We start from the raw sequence: 18094 nt of genomic DNA, 5'->3' as shown, positions 1-18094 counted from the left end.
GCTGATTTCTGCGCTGCCAGCGACACGATTGTGTGAAACAATAGCGCGAGGATTTTGCGCAAAGCGACAGGTGACATGAAGACGAAACTGATTACCCGTGAAGGCTACGACAAGCTCAAAACTGAACTGGATTTCCTGTGGCGCGATGAACGCCCCGAAGTGACCAAAAAGGTCACCTGGGCTGCAAGCCTGGGCGACCGCAGTGAAAATGCCGATTACCAGTACAATAAGAAACGGCTGCGTGAAATCGACCGCCGCATCCGCTATCTGACCAAATGCATGGAACAGCTGCGCATCGTCGATTATTCACCGCAACAGGACGGCAAAGTGTTCTTTGGTGCCTGGGTGGAAGTCGAAAATGACGACGGCGACATCAAGCGTTTCCGCATTGTCGGATATGACGAAATTTTTGGCCGCAAAGACTACATTTCTATCGACTCGCCGATGGCGCGCGCGCTGTTGAAAAAAGAAGTCGGCGACAGTCTGGTGGTCACCACACCGGTTGGCGACGCGACCTGGTACGTCAATGAGATTGACTACGGGAAATGATCAGCTAACTCTCAAAACACGCAGGCGGACAGCCTGATGACTGGCATTTTATGTCTTCAAACCGTATAACTGTGCCCTGCTTTTTAAACGAAAAAAACTGATATCAGACCTATGAATGATCAACTGAGCCGCATTATCGCAAGTGAATTGCAGGTTCGCCCGGAGCAGGTTGCTTCCGTGGTGCGTCTGCTGGATGAAGGTAATACCGTGCCGTTTATTGCGCGGTATCGTAAGGAAGTCACCGGTGGGTTGGACGATACCCAACTGCGTCAGTTGGACACCCGTCTGGGTTATCTGCGGGAGCTGGAAGACCGTCGCCAGACCATCCTCAAATCTATCGAAGAACAGGGCAAACTCAGCGACGACCTGGCAAATGCCATTAATACCACGCTGAGCAAAACCGAGCTGGAAGACCTTTACCTGCCGTTCAAACCCAAGCGCCGCACGCGCGGACAAATCGCTATCGAAGCCGGTCTGGAGCCGCTGGCCGAATTGCTGTGGAACGATCCGCAAAACGAGCCGGACGCTGCTGCCGCAAAATTCATTGATGCCGATAAAGGCGTGGCCGACACCAAAGCTGCCCTTGATGGCGCACGTTACATTCTGATGGAACGCTTTGCAGAAGATGCCGCGCTGCTGGCGAAAGTCCGCGATTACCTGTGGAAAAACGCCCATCTGACGTCCCGGATGGTGGAAGGTAAAGAGCAGGAAGGCGCGAAATTCCGCGACTATTTCGACCATCACGAACCGATTTCTCAGGTGCCTTCGCACCGCGCGCTGGCGATGTTCCGCGGCCGCAACGAAGGTATCTTACAACTGGCGCTGAATGCCGATCCGCAGCATGACGAGCCGCCAAAAGAAAGCTATGCCGAACAACTGATCGTCGACCATCTGGGCCTGCGCCTGAACAACGCGCCTGCTGACGTCTGGCGTCGTGCCGTGGTCAACTGGACATGGCGTATCAAAGTGCTGCTGCACCTCGAAACCGAGCTGATGGGCACCGTGCGCGAACGCGCCGAAGATGAAGCGATCAACGTTTTTGCCCGCAACATGCACGATTTGCTGATGGCCGCCCCCGCCGGTATGCGCGCCACTATGGGTCTCGATCCGGGTTTACGTACCGGTGTAAAAGTCGCCGTTGTGGATAACACCGGCAAACTGGTGGATATCGATACGGTTTATCCCCACACCGGTCAGGCTGCAAAAGCCGCACAACAGGTTGCCGCGCTGTGCATCAAACATAATGTCGAACTGGTGGCGATCGGTAATGGCACCGCATCCCGCGAGACCGAGCGTTTCTTCCTTGAGCTGCAAAAACAGTTCCCGGCGGTAAAAGCGCAGAAAGTGATTGTCAGTGAAGCTGGTGCATCGGTGTATTCCGCCTCCGAACTGGCGGCGCTGGAATTCCCGGATCTGGACGTTTCGATTCGTGGTGCTGTTTCCATTGCGCGACGTCTGCAAGATCCGCTGGCTGAACTGGTGAAAATCGACCCGAAATCCATCGGTGTTGGTCAGTATCAGCACGACGTCAGCCAGTCTCAGCTGGCGAAAAAACTCGATACCGTCGTCGAAGACTGCGTGAACGCCGTGGGTGTCGATCTCAATACTGCATCCGTTCCCCTGCTGACCCGCGTGGCCGGTCTGACACGCATGATGGCGCAGAATATCGTTAACTGGCGCGACGAAAACGGTCAGTTCCGTAACCGCGAACAGTTGCTGAAAGTCAGCCGTCTGGGGCCAAAAGCCTTTGAGCAATGCGCGGGCTTCCTGCGTATCAACCACGGCGACAACCCGCTTGATGCCTCGACAGTTCACCCGGAAACCTATCCGGTAGTGGAACGCATTCTGGCGGCGACACAGCTGGCGCTGAAAGAACTGATGGGCGATTCCAATGTGCTGCGTGGCCTGAAAGCCAGCGAATTCACCGATGAGCAGTTCGGTGTGCCGACGGTCACCGACATTATCAAAGAGCTGGAAAAACCGGGGCACGATCCGCGTCCAGAGTTTAAAACCGCGACCTTTGCCGAGGGCGTTGAAACCATGAACGACCTGATGCCGGGCATGATCCTCGAAGGCTCTGTCACTAACGTCACCAACTTTGGTGCGTTCGTCGATATTGGTGTCCATCAGGACGGCCTGGTTCACATCTCGTCACTGGCGAACAAATTCGTCGAAGATCCCCACACGGTGGTGAAAGCGGGCGACATCGTCAAAGTCAAAGTGATGGAAGTCGATTTGCAACGCAAACGTATCGCGCTGACCATGCGACTGGACGAGCAACCGGGCGAAGCACCCGCGCGCCGTTCTTCCGCGCCAGCGTCAGATTCACGAGACAATCAGAAACGCCACGCGCCAAACAAACCGTCGGGCCGCAATGCCGCGCCAGCAGGCAATAACGCGATGGCCGATGCTCTGGCCGCCGCGCTCGGCAAAAAACGTTAATTCTTCGTTTTTCCCCGCCACACCAAAGCCGCTGATATCCAGCGGCTTTTTTTATGTATCTTTTTTCGACACTTTTTAAACTCTGTCTTAATGAATCAATCACTGAGGTAAATCAATAAATCGGCCATCCGGCAGGCATACGATAGCGACGCGGTGGAGATTCCCGTGAAGAGGCACCCCCTCTTTTCTTTTGTCTCTATACGCGTACTAATTATGATAACTATTCTCGTTTGTACTTCTTTGCGTATTCAATACGCCGTCAGCCACAGGCTGACAATTTCGCACCATGGACAATTTCTGAGCAATATTTCGCAGTTAAGTGAGATCACCGGGCACGGAAGCGCGGCGTAACCTTTGTCACGCTGCCCCCAAAATGCCTGAATGCTTCGCGAGGAACTATGCAACTTCAATCAAAACGTGCTTATAAAATTACCGGCTTTTCACACGAAATCAGCCCGGCTTACCGGCAGAAACTGTTGTCACTCGGGATGTTACCGGGGTCATTTTTCAACATTATCCGCGTTGCGCCCATGGGTGATCCGGTACAAATCGAAACCCGCCGTACCAGCCTCGTCGTCCGCAGAAAAGACCTCGATCTCCTCCAGCTCGAGATGATGGCCTGATCCCAACATCAGGCCTTTGACAGTTCATTTTTCGCGGCGGCCCCGGGCTTGCATGTTTACCTTTTCTGACACGTAGATTTTATCGAATGAAACCATTAACGATCGGCCTGATTGGTAACCCAAACTCAGGTAAGACCACGCTTTTCAATCAGTTAACCGGTTCACGCCAGCGTGTCGGTAACTGGGCAGGCGTGACCGTCGAGCGCAAAGAAGGTCAGTTTGCCACCGCAGCGCACCAGATTACGCTGGTGGATTTACCGGGTACCTATTCCCTGACCACCATTTCCGAGCAAACTTCGCTCGATGAACAAATTGCCTGCCATTACATTCTGAGCGGCGACGCGGATCTGATGATCAACGTCGTCGATGCCTCAAACCTCGAGCGCAATTTATACCTGACACTGCAACTGCTGGAACTGGGCGTGCCATGCATCGTGGCGCTGAACATGCTGGATATCGCCAAAATCCAGAACATCAATATTGATATCCCTGCGCTGTCTGCTCGTCTGGGTTGCCCGGTGGTGGCGCTGGTTTCTACCCGTGCCAGCGGCATCAAAGAACTGAAAGCCGCCATCGACGAATTGCCACAAGTGGCTGTGCTGGAACGTGTGCAATATCATCCGGTTTTACAACAGGAAGTCGATGTGCTGGCCGCCGAAATGCCGCCAGCCATGGCGCTGCAACAACGCCGCTGGCTGGCACTGCAAATTCTTGAAGGGGATATTTATAGCCAGACGCACGCAGGCAACGCACAGGCATTATTGCCGCAGGTAAGAGCCCGGCTGGCTGAGCAGAAACTGGACGATCCGGCACTGCTGATCGCCGATGCGCGTTATCAGAGCATCGCGGCGCTTTGCGCAGAGATCAGCAACTCCCACCTTACGGCACCGAATAAACTGACGCAGGTGCTCGATCGCGTGATCCTCAACCGCTTTCTGGGCGTACCGATTTTCCTGCTGGTGATGTATCTGATGTTCGTGCTGGCCATCAACATCGGTGGTGCGCTGCAGCCGATTTTCGATATCGGCTCCGCCGCGATTTTCATTCAGGGTACGCAGTGGATTGGCTTTACCCTGCATTTCCCGCAATGGCTGACCATTTTTCTGGCACAGGGGCTGGGTGGCGGTATCAATACCGTGCTGCCTCTGGTGCCACAAATCGGCATGATGTATCTGTTCCTGTCGTTCCTTGAAGACTCCGGTTATATGGCGCGTGCCGCGTTCGTCATGGACAGGCTGATGCAGTCGCTCGGCCTGCCGGGTAAATCCTTCGTGCCACTGATTGTCGGTTTCGGCTGTAACGTGCCGTCTATTATGGGTGCCCGCACGCTGGATGCGCCGCGTGAAAGGCTGATCACCGTGATGATGGCGCCGTTCATGTCATGCGGCGCACGTCTGGCGATTTTTGCGGTGTTCTCTGCGGCCTTTTTCGGGCAGGACGGCGCATCCGTGGTGTTCTCGCTGTATCTGTTGGGCATCGTGGTCGCTATCCTGACCGGACTGCTGCTGAAATACACCATCATGCGCGGCGAAGCCTCGCCGTTTGTGATGGAACTGCCGGTGTATCACGTTCCGCACCTGAAAAGCCTGCTGCTGCAAACGTGGCAACGTCTGAAAGGTTTCGTACTGCGCGCCGGTAAGGTGATCGTGATTGCCAGTATTTTCATCGGCGCACTGAACAGTTTCTCGTTCAGCGGCAAGGCGGTGGATAACATCAATGACTCGGCGCTGGCGTCAGTCAGTAAAGTGCTGACACCGGTGCTCTCGCCGATGGGCGTACATCCTGACAACTGGCAGGCGACCGTGGGTCTGGTCACCGGTGCGATGGCAAAAGAGGTGGTGGTCGGTACGCTGAACACGCTATATACCGCCGAACACATCACCAATGAAGCCTTCGATGCGGCCAGCTTCAACCTGTTCGATGAACTGGGCGGCGCGGTGAAAGAAACCTGGCAGGGTCTGAAAGATACCTTCAGCATCAGCGTGCTGTCGAACCCGATCGAAGCCAGCAAAGGCGACGGCGAAATGGGCGTCAGCTCAATGGGCGTCATGAGCACCAAATTTGGTTCGGCGATTTCGGCTTACAGCTACCTGATCTTTGTATTGCTTTACGTGCCTTGCGTCTCGGTGATGGGGGCGATTGCCCGTGAAACCAGCCGTAGCTGGATGACGTTCTCGATCTTCTGGGGGCTGAACGTGGCGTACTCACTGGCAACCCTGTTCTATCAGGCGGCAACGTTCAGCACGCATCCGGCACACAGCGCGGGCATTATCCTGATCGTACTGATCTTCAATGCCCTCGTCTTAACCGCCCTGCGCAAAGCCCGCAGCCGGGTCAGCGTTCATCTGCAACCGCGCAATGTGGCGGCCTGTTGTAAACCCGCTACCGGCAGCGATTGCCACTAGGAGATGAGATGACCAGTCTGATTCAGGTTCGCGACAGTCTCGCACTGGCCGGGCGGGCAGATGCCCGCCAGCTCAGCCATCAGCTTAATGCACCACAACCGCTGGTGCAGGCGATGCTTGAACGGCTGGTCGCCATGCGCAAAGCAGAAGTGGTCGAAGCTGATGACAGTTGTCTGAGCGGCAGTTGTAAAAGCTGCGCCGACGGCAAGAAATGCCTCACGGTGAGCTATCAGCTAACCCGACACTGATTCAAAGCCTTTCCTGATAGCCGCGTCGCGGCTATCATCACTCCTCGTTTACGCCCGCAGGAGCCTGCATGATCGACAGTGAAATCACCTTCCGTAAACTCGAAATCTTCCTCGCTTATATGGAAAAGCAAAACATCACGCGTACTGCTGAACAACTCGGTCTGAGCAGCGTCAGCGTGCATCGCGCCCTGCATTCACTGGAAGAAGGTTTACGTTGCCCGCTGTTTATCCATCGTGGCCGCAATCTGCTGCCGCTGCCTGCGGCTGAAGCGCTGCTGGAGCACGCGACGCAGGTCATCGAGCAAATGGAACACGGTATCCTGGCGACCCGGCGCGCCGCCGGTTTTGGCGATAAGCGGCTGAAAGTCGGCACGTTATATTCGCTGACGCTGGAAACCATTCCGCGCCTGATCATGGGGCTGAAACTGCGCCGTCCGGAGCTTGAACTGGAACTGGTGATGGGGTCCAACAATGATTTACTGCACAAGCTGGAAGACGGTCAGCTGGATGCCATCCTGATTTCGACCAGTGATTCCAATGTCGATGCCCAGCGTTACGATCAGTTGCCGCTGTTTCAGGACGATATCTTCCTCGCCGCACCGGCCAGCGCAGAACTGATTTCAGAAGGCACAGCGGATTTACGCGATTACAAACAGAAGAAATTCGTGTCGCTGGCTGAAGGGTTCGCCACCTATCACGGCTTTCAGGAAGCCTTCCAGGTCGCCGGTTTCGAACCGGATATCGTGACGCGGGTGAATGATATTTTCTCGATGCTGAGTCTGGTGCAGGCGGGTGTCGGTTACACACTGATTCCCGGCAGGATGAAAGGCGTGTATGAGAATACGGTAAAATTACTGCCACTGGCTGAAGCCTACCAGATGCGCCAGACCATTTCGCTGGTCTTTCCGCACAGCCGCGAGCACGACCCGAATCTGCTCGCCCTCGCCGCTGAAAGCCGGATGTATGCGCTAGCGAGCAGAAAGCGCTGACGCATTCGTATGGGTCGCCGGTTTAGCGATCGGCTTTCCCACGATTAAGCCCTCAATGGAAATATCTTCATCCAGAGCATCCCAATGCAAACCATAAGCACTGATTTCGCAATCCTGACGCTGTGCGGGTGTTGCGTTCAGCAGAACAGGAAATTGCGCCAGCGGCACTGTCAGGATCTGGCCATCTTCAAGAGTCACCCACATTGTACTTTCATCAAAACGAACACTTTTAGGCGAAATATTCATTCCATGCTCCTTGAAATAGTGTCTGATAAACGTTAGTTAACGTTATAATTTCCCTGATCTCTTTGGCAGAAAAACCTGTCTGGCGACATAGGGCAACAGGTGAAAGCCATAGTTTGGCTTCTTTCTGACCAGATCTTACATGAATATGATGCGGTTCAAGAGGATTTCCTTCATTGGAATAGAAGAAAAAACGGTAATTTTTAAAGCGTAGTATCACTGGCATGGCGGTGACTTCCCTGTATAAACAGTCCGATAAAAACAAAAAACCTTTCACTCAGGAAAGGCTTTTATTCCGTAGCATCACCAACCTATCACGCCTTTAATCAGCGTTCGTTTTGCCGTAACCGTGTTGCGAGACGTCGCGCAACCTGCATACCCGACTGGCATAACGACAGCGCTTCGCCCTGCTCCATCGCGCGGCGTGTCAGGCCGCTCAGCACCGCGCCCGGCGGCATTTCAATCGCCAGCCGCACATCGCGCTGATACGCGGCAACCATGGCGTCACGCCAGTTGACAGTACGGGCCATGTTCATCGCCAGGTCGTCAGCGATTTTTTCCGGTTGCCAGTACACACGCCCGGTTGTTCCGCTGAGATAACCACTGATCGGGCGGGAAATATGAATCTGTTTAAACGCCTCCACCAGTTTCGCCGCAGGCTGATCAAGCAGCGCACAGTGTGACGGCACACTGACCGCCAGCTGATGGGTTTTCTGTGCGCCCTGCGCTTTAGCGAGTTGCATCACCTGCGCCATCGCGGCATCGCTGCCGGCAATCACCAGTTGATCTTCCGCGTTAATATTCGCCAGATATACCGGCGATTCTGCACTGTTGACCTGCGCCACCAGATCTTCAACCTGCATCTGACGCAGACCGGTGATCGCCGAGAGGCCAAAGCCCTGCGGATAAGCCTGTTGCATCAGCTCACCGCGCAGCGCGACCAGACGTACAGCATCGCAATAGTCGAGCGCACCGGCAATCACCGCCGCCGGAAACGCGCCAATCGACAGCCCGCTGCAAAAATCGGCTTCGATTCCTTCGGCCTGACATTGTTTCGCCCAGACCACACCGGCAATCAGTAAACACAGTTGTACCGCGCGGGTGGAACGCAGAGCATCGGCGCTGTCGAGCAGCAGAACGTCTTCATCCAGCGCGAGGCTGGCCTGTTCGATGAGGGAATGCGTGAGCGGGTTATCCGGCAGGCGATGCAGCATTTGCGGCACCTGCGGCCCTTGCCCGGGGAAGGTAAATAAGATTTTCATCGTGCTCCTTGCTTCTTTTTGCGGGCCTTAGCCTGCCGGCGATTGCCACGGGTCACGCACCAGCAACGGGCCGGACGCCGTTTTCAGCATGATGTCACCGCCACGCAACCATTCGCTGAGGGCAAATCCCCCCTGCGGCGTATTGATCTGAACATCGGCGCGGCAGGGAAGCCGCTGAAGCTGGTCGTAAAAATCGGAAAACTGAGAAGGTTCTGCCGATGTGTCGCAACGGACCAGTAAATCGAGATCGCTGTCGGCATGCATCACCGGGAGGTCACTGACCAGCGCGTAGGCGCAACTGCCCGTCACGCCCCACGCGAAAGGCAGTTGCAGACTGCATAACGTGATCAGCGCCTGCACCGGTTGCTGAGACACAAACGGCGAGTGCAGTAATGCATTCACGTCGCTGACCAGTGATTCGGGCGTGACGACCCGCACCACCGCCGCCGGGTCAATCCAGGCGGCGGCTCGCTGAATACGGGTCAGCCCGCGAATACCCACCGGAACCGCACCGTCAGCACGCTTATCGCGACGCACTACCAGCGGCAGCGCAGTGCGCCAGCCGGTGTTTACCCATTCGGGTAAAGTGTCGTCGCTTTGCAGCGCTGAACGGTCGCTTATCCAGACAAAATCATGGGCACGCGGGTCACACATATTCAATCCTTCTTAAATCAATGCAATGCAGCGGTCAGTGAGATAAACAGCGGCAAAGTCACGATACACAATACGGAACTGATCAGCAGTGATGCTTCTGCATCCGGGGACTGCACACCGAAACGGTTACCGAACACGATACCGAAGAAACCGGCAGACAGCGCAATCATCAGTATTGCGGTCACAGCAACCTGACCGCTCAGGCCAAATGCCAGAACCAGACCCCAGGCGATGAACGGCTGGATCAGGTTTTTCGCCACACAAGACAACAACACCGGACCGTTAATTTTCAGTTTACGGGCTGACAGGATCACACCGGTCAGGAACAGCGCAGATGCGGTCGCTGACAACCCCAGCGGCTTGATCGAAGCCAGGAAAATTTCCGGCATTTTAATGCCAATCGCTGACAGGATCACGCCCAGCAATGGTGCCCAGACGATCGGTTTTTTCACTGAACGCCACATCAGAACCGGCAGTAATGCCAGGGAAGATCCCTGATTTTCACCACTGAGACGCGCTTTTTCACGTTCAAGGATCAGCAGACAGAACGGCGTCATCAGCACGGAACCGCAGGCGATAGATACCGCGACGGACAGTGATGTTGACGGCGCATCACCCAGCACGCTGCCCAGAATAGGCAAACCCAGTGCCGCATAGTTTGGCAGTGCGACAGTCAGCGTCAGCACCGCCGCGTCCTGCGCAGACTTTTTGAAGACTTTGGTGCAAATAAAGTAAATCGCCGCGTAGGTTATCCACATCGCCAGAACCAGCACCAGAATCAGCGGTGACTGTTCCACAATGCCCGCCCACGGGGTTTGTACGGTGGCTGCAAACAGCGCAGCAGGTAAAGCAAAATCCATCACGAAAATATTCAGTAAAGAGACATTCTGGTTATCCACCATTTTCGCTTTCCCGGCGTAAAAACCGAGGATCATGATGACGAAAATAGGGGCAAGCGCGTGCAATATTACGTAAGTCATAGCGTTTTTCCTGAGGCAAAAAATGATTGCTCAGTCGGCGCCGGTGCGATGGTTTTTTTAGTATGACAGTCCAGTTGCAGACAACAGCAGGCCCTCGCCCGGACGGTATGTCAGGGCGGGAACCCGCAATGCGGCTGCGTCACGCTGTTTGCAGGTGCGTTACCGGTTGAGACTGAAAGTTGTTAACGAATTACCATTCCTGGCGCATCTGCTGGCGAACGCGCTGCGAACTTGCGCGGTTTTCTGCACCCAGACGGTTGCTGAGGCTAACGCCTTCTTTGCGTGCGTCCTGGATGTTTTGCCAGACAACGTTTTGCACGTTGCTGATGTCGTCGGGTGTGGCCTTATCCGGGTCAGCGATGTCGAGTAATTGCGACAGCAGGCCCAGCGTGGCGTAGTTTTCGATGTCGTAAGCCATCGGCGGAATGGTGGCAGCCAGTTTTTCCAGCGCGTCCACAGAACGTAAGGTGATACGTGCGGCAGATTCTTTACCCATCGCGTGGATCATCACGCCGTCGTTTTTGAAGGCGATCAGTTTGTTAGCCTGATAACCGTGCGCCAGAAACGCACCGGACATCGCTTTACCGACAATCAGCCCGACCACCGGATGCCCGGCCAGACGCGCTTTGGCGTAAGCGCCTGCGGCACCGGCCAGCGCCTGATGGATACCGAACGCTTCTTCGCGGCGACCATAAGCCTGACTTGGTACGTCGATGACCGCCACGATGGCGCGTTTGGTGCTGGCATCCGCGTCGGCGTCAATCACGTCGTTAACGACTTTTGCCAGATTCCAGCCTTCGAGCAAACCGACTTCGCCGCCCGCTGCACGCGGATACTGGTTATTTTTGTCCGGCACCACGGCGATGAAACGTACCGGCTGGTCATTCATTTTGCCGTCAGCCGCTTTCACGGAAGGGCAAAGACCGGTTACCGGAGTGGCGTCTTTGGTCAGTTCAGCGAACCAGTAATCACCCCGGCTGGCTGCATTATTTGCTACGTTGCTCATGCGCGATCCTCCCGGTTAAACAAGGCTTCCGTCACTTCACGGCTGGCCTGCTGCGCGGTGTCAAAACCGGTCAGTTTTGGCAGGTAATAATCATAATTATCAGAACGATGTGTCGCAGGTACGCCCGCTTTAATAAAGGCCAGCACGCTGTCTTTCACTTCATTCAGGGAATCTTTCACCAGCGCATCAACAAACCCGCTGTGATAACGCACTTCGCCACCGGTCATGCTCCAGATAAACGGACGGTCGCGGGAATCGTATTCATCGATACCGGCTTCCTGTTCGATAACCTGCGGACCGTTCAGTCCCAGACGGGCTTCACGGGTGACAATCAGATAGCTGCACAGCGCGGCGGCAATCGACATCCCGCCAAAGCAACCAACAGTACCGGCAACGACGCCGATCACCGGCGTATAGCGGCGCAAATCAACAATGGCGGCGTGAATATCCGCGATCGCCGCCAGACCCAGATTGGCTTCCTGCAAACGCACACCGCCGGTTTCCAGCAGCAGAACGGCCTGCGTCGGGATGCCGTTACGGTTATCTTCTGCAGCCATTTCCAGCGCAGCGGCCATTTTGGCACCGGACACTTCGCCCATGCTGCCGCCCTGGAAGCTGCCTTCAATCGCCACAACGACAGCAGGCTGGCCGTTAATCTGACCTTTGGCGACGACCATGCCGTCATCGGCCTGCGGCACGATGCCCTGCGGTTCCAGCCACGGCGACATAATGCGTTCGAACGGCCCGAGCAGTTCACGGAAAGTCCCGGCGTCCAGCAATTTGCGGGCGCGCTGACGGGCGCTCAGTTCGATAAAGCTCTGATCAGTATCAGTTGGCATTTTCAGCCTCCTCAAAGACCTGTTCGATACGCAGACGGGCAACCCCGGGTGTGGCGCCAAAATCATTGATGTCGAGACGACCGGCCGGTAATTCACGCAGCGCACTCAGACGGTTAAAAAAGTTCTGCCATAAGGTATGGCTGCCGTCGACCGAGGTGGTGACGATAATGTTCAGTTCATTGACTGTTTTTGGTTCATACAGCGCTTCTAAATCGCCGGAACCTACCACGCCTGCTTCGGCACGGCCTGCCAGCGGTTTTGCCGCCGGGTAGTTAAATTCAAAACGTTCCATAACACCTCTTTGTACTGATGTTAGTTAATGCGTATCCGGTTCAGACCACGCTGACGCGGTCAAGAAACAGCGTCGCAGCCAGTAAATCAGCGGCACCGCCGGGCGATGTGTTGTCCGCCAGCATCCGGTGTTCGAGATGGCGCAACCGTTGTTTGCCCGCCATCGTGCTGGTGCCACCGGCTTCCAGCACGGCCTGCGCGCCCTGATGCATGGCTTCCAGCGCCGGTAAGCCACCGCGTGACAGCACGCAGGTGTCAGCCAGTGTGGACATCACCGCCAGTAAGGCATCGACCTGCGCTTCGCTTTCGCTGGCGCCGTGTGCCCGGCTGTGATGAAGCTGCGGCAGTGCACAACCGATAATGTGCGGGAAACCGCTTTGTGCCTCTTCGCGTGCACCCGGCACCTGATAACGCTGCACGGCGTGCGAACCTTTACTGAATTTTTTCGGGCTGAAAGCATCGGGCAACACCGCAATTTTCGCGGCGCGCTGCGCAATATGCAGCGGCAGTAAACTTTCCGGCTGCATGGCAACGGCGCTGACCAGCAACCCCATCGCCCAGATAGCGCCCCGGTGAGTATTCACGCCGCCGGTTTCCGCCATCATCTGCGCTTCGCCAGCACGACCTAAACGGCCCACTTCCTGACGCAGGGCGATATCCGCCGGGCGCTGCCAGCTGTGTAAAGCCAGCAAATAGAACGTGGACGTCAGGCTGCGCGCCGAACGCACCATCAGATCTAAACTTAAATCCTGATGGGCTCCGGCACTCCGGCTGTCTACCAGCCCCGGTTTCGGGCTAAGCCGCGCTTCGTCGATCAGCGCCTGCGTCGCCGTTTCTGCCAGCCTTTCGGCCAGTTCTTCCGCTGTGAGCAGAGCGCCAGTCGTTAAAGTCTGCGGCATAGTGATCACCAGCTACGGAATTTGGCTGGCGGGTTATACAAGCCGCCGGACCAGTCAACCAGCTCGCTCACGCTGCCCGCCGCCAGTAATGAACGGGTGGCGTCGGTGCGGCGGATGCCCATATCTTCCGGGAAGACCACCAGTTCCTGACGGCGCAGGTCGGCGACGCGTTTGGCGTCAACGCCCAGACCGATGTCAGTGATACCGGCAACTGCCGCCACCATCGCACGGCGTTCTTCGAGAGAACGGGCGCGGTAAAGATAGGCGATACCTTCTTCGGTCAGCACGTGGGTCACGTCGTCGCCGTAAATCATCACCGGCGCCAGCGGCATACCGGATTCTTTACCCACATCGACGGCTTCGAGTTTCTCAACGAATGTCGGTTTGCCACCGGCCTGGAAGGTTTCCACCATCTGTACGACCAGTTTTTTACCGCGAGCCATCGGGTCCGGCTCTTCAATCATGTCGAGCCAGGCTGGCGTGGAGTGACGGCGACCGTGCGGATCATGCCCCATGTTAGGCGCGCCCCCGAAACCGGCCAGACGACCGCGGGTCACGGTTGACGAGTTCGCCAGCCCGTCAACCTGCAAGGTCGAACCGATGAACATGTCTACCGCGTACTGGCCTGCCATCTGGCAGAACGCACGGTTGGAGCGCATAGAACCGTCGGAGCCGGTGAAGAACACGTCAGGACGGGTGCGGATATATTCTTCCATCCCCATTTCGCCGCCGAAGCAGTGAACGGTTTCCACCCAGCCGCTTTCAATCGCCGGGATCAGCGTCGGATGCGGGTTCAGTGTCCAGTATTTACAGATTTTGCCGCGCAGGCCGAGCTGTTCGCCGTAAGTGGGCAACAGCAGTTCGATAGCGGCGGTGTTAAAACCGATGCCGTGGTTGAGCGACTGCACGTTGTGTTTGGCGTAGATACCTTTAATGGCCATCATGGCCATCAGCACGTGAACCGGTTTGATCAGGCGCGGGTCACGGGTGAACAGCGGTTCTATGAAGAATGGCTTGTCGGCGACGACCACGAAATCGATCCAGTCGCCCGGAATATCGACGCGCGGCAGATCGGTGTCTTCTTCAACCAGTTCGTTGACCTGCGCAATCACGATACCGTTTTTGAAGGCTGCGGCTTCGACCAGCGCCGGGGTGTCTTCGGTGCTTGCGCCGGTATACAGATTGCCTTTGCGGTCAGCTTTGAAACCGGCGATCAGTGCGATGTTCGGCACCAGATCGACGTAAAGACGGGAATACAGTTCGATATAGGTGTGGATCGCACCGATTTCCATCTGACCGTCTTCCAGCAACTGCGCGATGCGCAGGCTTTGCGGACCGGAGAACGCAAAATCGAGCTTACGGGCGATGCCACGTTCAAAGAGATCCAGATGTTCAGCGCGGCTGACGCTCGGCATGATCATATGTAAATCATGCAGCTTTTCAGGATTCACTTTCGCCAGTGATCGGGAAAGGAAGTCAGCTTGTTTTTGGTTGTTACCCTCCATCACCACGCGGTCGCCGGAGGCAATCAGCGTTTCGAGGATGGGGATAATTTTATCTGTGGGTAAAACTTTACCCTCTGCCACGGAACGGACACTGTCGATACGCCGTTGTTTTTCATTGCGGCGGGTGTCCCACACTTTCGTGGTCTGCGGATGTTGCGGCATGCCAAACCTCCCTGGGTTGAGCTTGCTGAATCTTTCCCGGCGTGATGAAACAAGAGGCATCGGGAAGTTCAGTCAAGTGGCGGTTGCATCACATTTGACCTGTTTTGATAGCCTGCTAAGTGTAAGCAGCGAAGAATATTGCATCAATTAAGCGTCCGGACACTTCGTTACGCTGAGAGTAACGATCTGACGTATTTCTTTAAAAACAAATTGATACAGAACAAAGAAAGAGAAGGAGCGCACAGAAAACGGGAATAAAAAAGGGATGCACAAAGGCATCCCGGGGTTCAGAGCAGCATAAAAGCGATTATTTGAAGACTTCAGCCGTTGCGGTGATTTTCTTCTTCTCCTGAGCCGCAATCACCACATAGTATTTGCCGCCCTTTTCATCAGCCAGTTTGGACAATTCTTCTTTCGCATCCATTGGCGCAGTGTATTCATTGCTGGTCGTGACCACGCCCAGACTGGTGTAACCCTTATCTTTGGCTTCTTCTTTCGAGATCATCTCTGCCGCCATCGCGTTGAGTGAGAATAACCCTGTCAGAATTGCCGCAACGATAATTTTGTTTGATTTCATGACATTACCTCTAAATTGGATGAATAGTTCTCAAAGAAAGCAGTCAGGATATGAACAGCGGGTGTATCTGCGCTGGCATGACCTTCATGGTTAAACGCCAGTAAACTCCCCAGAGACGCAAACAGGCTCGCGTAACAACTTACGCCCACCTTTCACCCCGTCATCATCGGCTTAAGTATTAGTCACCCTTGAGAATTAGCCAGAAAATTGAAAAAAATATTTACATTGGCTTGCAGTCTGCAATCAGGAAACGCTCGACAAGTTCACAAAACCTATCAGGGTGGGAGATAAACGGCGCATGTGCAGCCTTTTCAACGACTTCCGAACAGGAATCGGGCAGAATCGCATCCATCAGCGGCACCATTTTTCTCGGTACCAGCCCGTCGAGCGCACCGTAAATACGCAGGACTGGCAAGGTCAGTTGCGTCACCGGCTGGCGCAAATCCACGTTGCGTAAAATCTCCAGCCCGCCATTGAGCACGGCCACCGGCGGCATCGGCAGATTCAGGACGATCGATTTAAGCAGCCGCGCATCCTGACGGGCGCTGTCGCTGCCCAGCGTCTGCAGCGCCAGAAAACGCTCAACCGTGCGCTGGAAATCTTCACTTAACTGATGCTGAAAACCCTGTAATACGTCCGGGCGGATCCCCGGCCAGTTTTCATGGGCTGCAAAACAGGGCGATGATGCCACGGTAATCAGTTTTTCCACGCGCTGCGGCGCACTCAGGGCTATCTGGCTGGCCACCAGGCCGCCCAGCGACCAGCCAAGTAATGCGCTTTTCTCCGGCATTGCGGCAAGCACGGTTTCCGCCATCTCTTCCAGCGTCATCGCCCCGAAACCCTCACTGCGGCCATAGCCCGGCAGATCAATCAGATGCAGACAAAATTGCGGCGCAAGTCGCTCTGCCGTGTAACGCCACACTTCGGCATTCAGCCCCCATCCGTGAAGCAGCACAAGATGGCGATCTCCTTCGCCGATAGTCTCCCGGTAAAGCGTATTCATAGCGTATTGTCCGTGTCTGTCTGATTGGCAAAAGGAACCCGCCGCTATGCTAACAATTGCCAGCCGCTGTTGGCTATGCCAGTGTCCGCTGCATCTCCCGGTTCAGGGCATTTGCAGTTTGTGCATGAAACATCTGCCGGTCGCACCGCCCTGCTGCCTGCGCTGCGGATTGCCCTCTTCCGGGGGCCATGCCAATTGCGGACGTTGTCTGTTAAAACCCCCACAGTGGGACGCGATGATCTTCGCCAGCCCTTATGAAATGCCGGTGAGCGGGCTGGTTCTGCGGTTCAAATTCTCCAGGCAACCGGAACTCGACACCACACTTGCCCGTTTACTTTTTCTGCGCTGGCAGGAACGCTACCGGATGAGCAATCTGCCCAGACCCGACGTGCTTCTCAGCGTGCCGCTGCATCAGAAGCGCTATTTCTCGCGCGGGTATAATCAGAGTGAATTGCTCGCGAAGCCGCTGGCACGCTGGCTGCATTGCCAATATCTGCCCGATGCCCTGAGCCGCAACCGGCGCACGCCGCCGCAGCAAAGTCTGACCGAGCACGAGAGAAAGTGGAATCTGCGCAAAGCCTTCACCTGCCATGCCAGCCTGCGCGATAAGCACGTGATGTTGCTCGATGATGTGGTCACGACCGGCAGTACTGTCAGGGAAATCAGCAAGATTCTGCGTAATCAGGGCGTTGCTTCGCTGCAAATTGCCTGTATTTGCCGGACTTTACAGGCGTAAGCACGTGCTGCTAACACACTGGCAACGTGAAGGGTGACGGGTAAAAACAAAGGGCGTATTATAACCAACTAGAGTAGTCAACTATTGAGCGAATGTTATGATCCTTATTACCGATGCTGCCCAAGAGCACTTTGCCAAATTGCTGGCAAGCCAGGAAGAAGGCACCCAAATCCGCGTATTCGTGATCAATCCCGGTACGCCAACCGCAGAATGCGGTGTCTCCTATTGCCCACCTGACGCCGTAGAAGCGACGGATACCGAACTCAAGTTCGAGAAACTGTCTGCTTTCATTGATGAATTAAGCGCGCCTTATCTGCAAGACGCCGTGATCGACTTCGTCACCGATCAGCTCGGTTCCCAGCTCACGCTGAAAGCCCCGAACGCCAAAATGCGTAAAGTCTCTGACGATGCGCCGCTGATGGAACGTGTTGAATATCAGTTGCAGTCGCAGATTAACCCGCAGTTAGCCAGCCACGGTGGTCGTGTTTCCCTGATGGAAATCACCGACGACGGCATCGCTATCCTGCAATTCGGCGGCGGTTGCAACGGCTGTTCGATGATTGATGTCACCCTGAAAGACGGCATCGAGAAAGAACTGCTGCAAAACTTCCCTGAGCTGAAAGGCGTGCGCGACCTGACCGAGCACCAGCGCGGCGAACACTCCTTCTACTGATCACCTGC

General features: G+C 55.5%; 20 protein-coding genes. 8 read left to right on the top strand and 12 right to left on the bottom strand.

Annotated elements, in window-relative coordinates; genetic code table 11:
* The first annotated feature begins 75 nt into the window (after positions 1 to 75).
* The 6 genes from greB (at position 76) to HGO41_RS10065 (ending at position 7256) form a co-directional block, all read left to right on the top strand.
* A complete protein-coding gene (gene greB / locus HGO41_RS10090) occupies positions 76 to 549 on the top strand; it encodes a transcription elongation factor GreB (protein ID WP_013573592.1) in 474 nt (157 codons plus the stop codon).
* Between the two features lie 111 nt (positions 550 to 660).
* Positions 661 to 2991: a Tex family protein gene (locus HGO41_RS10085; protein ID WP_250981000.1), complete on the top strand. Its 2331-nt coding sequence runs from the start codon at positions 661 to 663 to the stop codon at positions 2989 to 2991.
* Positions 2992 to 3389: 398 nt separating this feature from the next.
* Positions 3390 to 3614, top strand: coding sequence for a ferrous iron transporter A (gene feoA, locus HGO41_RS10080; protein ID WP_013573590.1), 225 nt, complete (start codon positions 3390 to 3392; stop codon positions 3612 to 3614).
* Positions 3615 to 3700: 86 nt separating this feature from the next.
* Positions 3701 to 6019, top strand: a complete 2319-nt coding sequence (gene feoB / locus HGO41_RS10075) for a Fe(2+) transporter permease subunit FeoB (protein ID WP_013573589.1) — start codon at positions 3701 to 3703, stop codon at positions 6017 to 6019.
* Between the two features lie 8 nt (positions 6020 to 6027).
* Complete coding sequence (locus tag HGO41_RS10070; RefSeq protein ID WP_013573588.1) at positions 6028 to 6267, top strand: FeoC-like transcriptional regulator; 240 nt, start codon at positions 6028 to 6030, stop codon at positions 6265 to 6267.
* 68 nt (positions 6268 to 6335) lie between these two features.
* Entirely contained in the window at positions 6336 to 7256 is a 921-nt protein-coding gene (locus HGO41_RS10065) for a LysR family transcriptional regulator (protein WP_013573587.1), read from the top strand.
* On the opposite strand, the gene HGO41_RS10060 is transcribed toward HGO41_RS10065, so the two are convergent.
* From HGO41_RS10060 to bioH, 12 genes are all read right to left on the bottom strand, one after another.
* Positions 7236 to 7502: a DUF2442 domain-containing protein gene (locus HGO41_RS10060; RefSeq protein ID WP_131638460.1), complete on the bottom strand. Its 267-nt coding sequence runs from the start codon at positions 7500 to 7502 to the stop codon at positions 7236 to 7238. The two genes, HGO41_RS10065 and HGO41_RS10060, sit on opposite strands and share 21 nt — an antisense overlap.
* The gene (locus HGO41_RS10055) at positions 7486 to 7725 is read right to left on the bottom strand and encodes a DUF4160 domain-containing protein (RefSeq protein WP_014411499.1); all 240 of its coding nucleotides are present in this window, start codon (positions 7723 to 7725) and stop codon (positions 7486 to 7488) included. Before HGO41_RS10055 ends, HGO41_RS10060 begins: the two co-directional genes overlap by 17 nt.
* 100 nt (positions 7726 to 7825) lie before the next feature.
* A complete protein-coding gene (mdcH, locus tag HGO41_RS10050) occupies positions 7826 to 8761 on the bottom strand; it encodes a malonate decarboxylase subunit epsilon (RefSeq protein ID WP_013573584.1) in 936 nt (311 codons plus the stop codon).
* A 27-nt stretch (positions 8762 to 8788) separates the two neighbouring features.
* The gene (locus HGO41_RS10045; RefSeq protein ID WP_250980999.1) at positions 8789 to 9415 is read right to left on the bottom strand and encodes a malonate decarboxylase holo-ACP synthase; all 627 of its coding nucleotides are present in this window, start codon (positions 9413 to 9415) and stop codon (positions 8789 to 8791) included.
* Positions 9416 to 9432: 17 nt separating this feature from the next.
* The gene (locus HGO41_RS10040; RefSeq protein ID WP_013573582.1) at positions 9433 to 10395 is read right to left on the bottom strand and encodes an AEC family transporter; all 963 of its coding nucleotides are present in this window, start codon (positions 10393 to 10395) and stop codon (positions 9433 to 9435) included.
* Between the two features lie 190 nt (positions 10396 to 10585).
* Complete coding sequence (gene mdcE / locus HGO41_RS10035) at positions 10586 to 11401, bottom strand: biotin-independent malonate decarboxylase subunit gamma (protein WP_112151934.1); 816 nt, start codon at positions 11399 to 11401, stop codon at positions 10586 to 10588.
* A complete protein-coding gene (locus tag HGO41_RS10030) occupies positions 11398 to 12240 on the bottom strand; it encodes a biotin-independent malonate decarboxylase subunit beta (RefSeq protein ID WP_013573580.1) in 843 nt (280 codons plus the stop codon). The genes mdcE and HGO41_RS10030 overlap by 4 nt, the downstream gene beginning before the upstream one ends.
* On the bottom strand, positions 12230 to 12532 hold the full coding sequence (locus tag HGO41_RS10025; protein ID WP_013573579.1) for a malonate decarboxylase subunit delta: 303 nt from the start codon (positions 12530 to 12532) through the stop codon (positions 12230 to 12232). The genes HGO41_RS10030 and HGO41_RS10025 overlap by 11 nt, the downstream gene beginning before the upstream one ends.
* Positions 12533 to 12572: 40 nt before the next feature.
* Positions 12573 to 13430, bottom strand: coding sequence for a triphosphoribosyl-dephospho-CoA synthase (locus HGO41_RS10020; protein WP_037033698.1), 858 nt, complete (start codon positions 13428 to 13430; stop codon positions 12573 to 12575).
* A gap of 5 nt (positions 13431 to 13435) precedes the next feature.
* Positions 13436 to 15097: a malonate decarboxylase subunit alpha gene (mdcA, locus tag HGO41_RS10015; RefSeq protein WP_250980998.1), complete on the bottom strand. Its 1662-nt coding sequence runs from the start codon at positions 15095 to 15097 to the stop codon at positions 13436 to 13438.
* A gap of 307 nt (positions 15098 to 15404) precedes the next feature.
* Positions 15405 to 15674, bottom strand: coding sequence for a YdgH/BhsA/McbA-like domain containing protein (locus HGO41_RS10010; protein ID WP_014333504.1), 270 nt, complete (start codon positions 15672 to 15674; stop codon positions 15405 to 15407).
* Positions 15675 to 15894: 220 nt separating this feature from the next.
* Complete coding sequence (gene bioH, locus HGO41_RS10005) at positions 15895 to 16677, bottom strand: pimeloyl-ACP methyl ester esterase BioH (protein WP_013573575.1); 783 nt, start codon at positions 16675 to 16677, stop codon at positions 15895 to 15897.
* A 46-nt stretch (positions 16678 to 16723) separates the two neighbouring features.
* On the opposite strand from bioH, the gene gntX reads away from it, so the two are divergent.
* Together gntX and nfuA are read left to right on the top strand one after the other, a co-directional pair.
* Positions 16724 to 17413, top strand: coding sequence for a DNA utilization protein GntX (gene gntX / locus HGO41_RS10000; protein ID WP_250980997.1), 690 nt, complete (start codon positions 16724 to 16726; stop codon positions 17411 to 17413).
* 97 nt (positions 17414 to 17510) lie between these two features.
* Positions 17511 to 18086 (top strand): Fe-S biogenesis protein NfuA, encoded by a 576-nt coding sequence (nfuA, locus tag HGO41_RS09995; protein ID WP_013573573.1) that lies wholly within the window; start codon positions 17511 to 17513, stop codon positions 18084 to 18086.
* The last annotated feature ends 8 nt before the right edge of the window (positions 18087 to 18094 follow it).

Source organism: Rahnella sp. CG8 (assembly GCF_023701875.1).
GTDB classification, from domain to species: Bacteria; Pseudomonadota; Gammaproteobacteria; order Enterobacterales; family Enterobacteriaceae; genus Rahnella; species Rahnella aceris.
This window is presented reverse-complemented; position numbering and strand designations above follow the sequence as displayed.

Coding starts and splice junctions, on each gene's coding strand:
- greB (WP_013573592.1), top strand. CDS start 76: ATGAAGACGAAACTGATTACCCGTGAAGGCTACGACAAGCTCAAAACT.
- HGO41_RS10085 (WP_250981000.1), top strand. CDS start 661: ATGAATGATCAACTGAGCCGCATTATCGCAAGTGAATTGCAGGTTCGC.
- feoA (WP_013573590.1), top strand. CDS start 3,390: ATGCAACTTCAATCAAAACGTGCTTATAAAATTACCGGCTTTTCACAC.
- feoB (WP_013573589.1), top strand. CDS start 3,701: ATGAAACCATTAACGATCGGCCTGATTGGTAACCCAAACTCAGGTAAG.
- HGO41_RS10070 (WP_013573588.1), top strand. CDS start 6,028: ATGACCAGTCTGATTCAGGTTCGCGACAGTCTCGCACTGGCCGGGCGG.
- HGO41_RS10065 (WP_013573587.1), top strand. CDS start 6,336: ATGATCGACAGTGAAATCACCTTCCGTAAACTCGAAATCTTCCTCGCT.
- HGO41_RS10060 (WP_131638460.1), bottom strand. CDS start 7,502: ATGAATATTTCGCCTAAAAGTGTTCGTTTTGATGAAAGTACAATGTGG.
- HGO41_RS10055 (WP_014411499.1), bottom strand. CDS start 7,725: ATGCCAGTGATACTACGCTTTAAAAATTACCGTTTTTTCTTCTATTCC.
- mdcH (WP_013573584.1), bottom strand. CDS start 8,761: ATGAAAATCTTATTTACCTTCCCCGGGCAAGGGCCGCAGGTGCCGCAA.
- HGO41_RS10045 (WP_250980999.1), bottom strand. CDS start 9,415: ATGTGTGACCCGCGTGCCCATGATTTTGTCTGGATAAGCGACCGTTCA.
- HGO41_RS10040 (WP_013573582.1), bottom strand. CDS start 10,395: ATGACTTACGTAATATTGCACGCGCTTGCCCCTATTTTCGTCATCATG.
- mdcE (WP_112151934.1), bottom strand. CDS start 11,401: ATGAGCAACGTAGCAAATAATGCAGCCAGCCGGGGTGATTACTGGTTC.
- HGO41_RS10030 (WP_013573580.1), bottom strand. CDS start 12,240: ATGCCAACTGATACTGATCAGAGCTTTATCGAACTGAGCGCCCGTCAG.
- HGO41_RS10025 (WP_013573579.1), bottom strand. CDS start 12,532: ATGGAACGTTTTGAATTTAACTACCCGGCGGCAAAACCGCTGGCAGGC.
- HGO41_RS10020 (WP_037033698.1), bottom strand. CDS start 13,430: ATGCCGCAGACTTTAACGACTGGCGCTCTGCTCACAGCGGAAGAACTG.
- mdcA (WP_250980998.1), bottom strand. CDS start 15,097: ATGCCGCAACATCCGCAGACCACGAAAGTGTGGGACACCCGCCGCAAT.
- HGO41_RS10010 (WP_014333504.1), bottom strand. CDS start 15,674: ATGAAATCAAACAAAATTATCGTTGCGGCAATTCTGACAGGGTTATTC.
- bioH (WP_013573575.1), bottom strand. CDS start 16,677: ATGAATACGCTTTACCGGGAGACTATCGGCGAAGGAGATCGCCATCTT.
- gntX (WP_250980997.1), top strand. CDS start 16,724: ATGCTAACAATTGCCAGCCGCTGTTGGCTATGCCAGTGTCCGCTGCAT.
- nfuA (WP_013573573.1), top strand. CDS start 17,511: ATGATCCTTATTACCGATGCTGCCCAAGAGCACTTTGCCAAATTGCTG.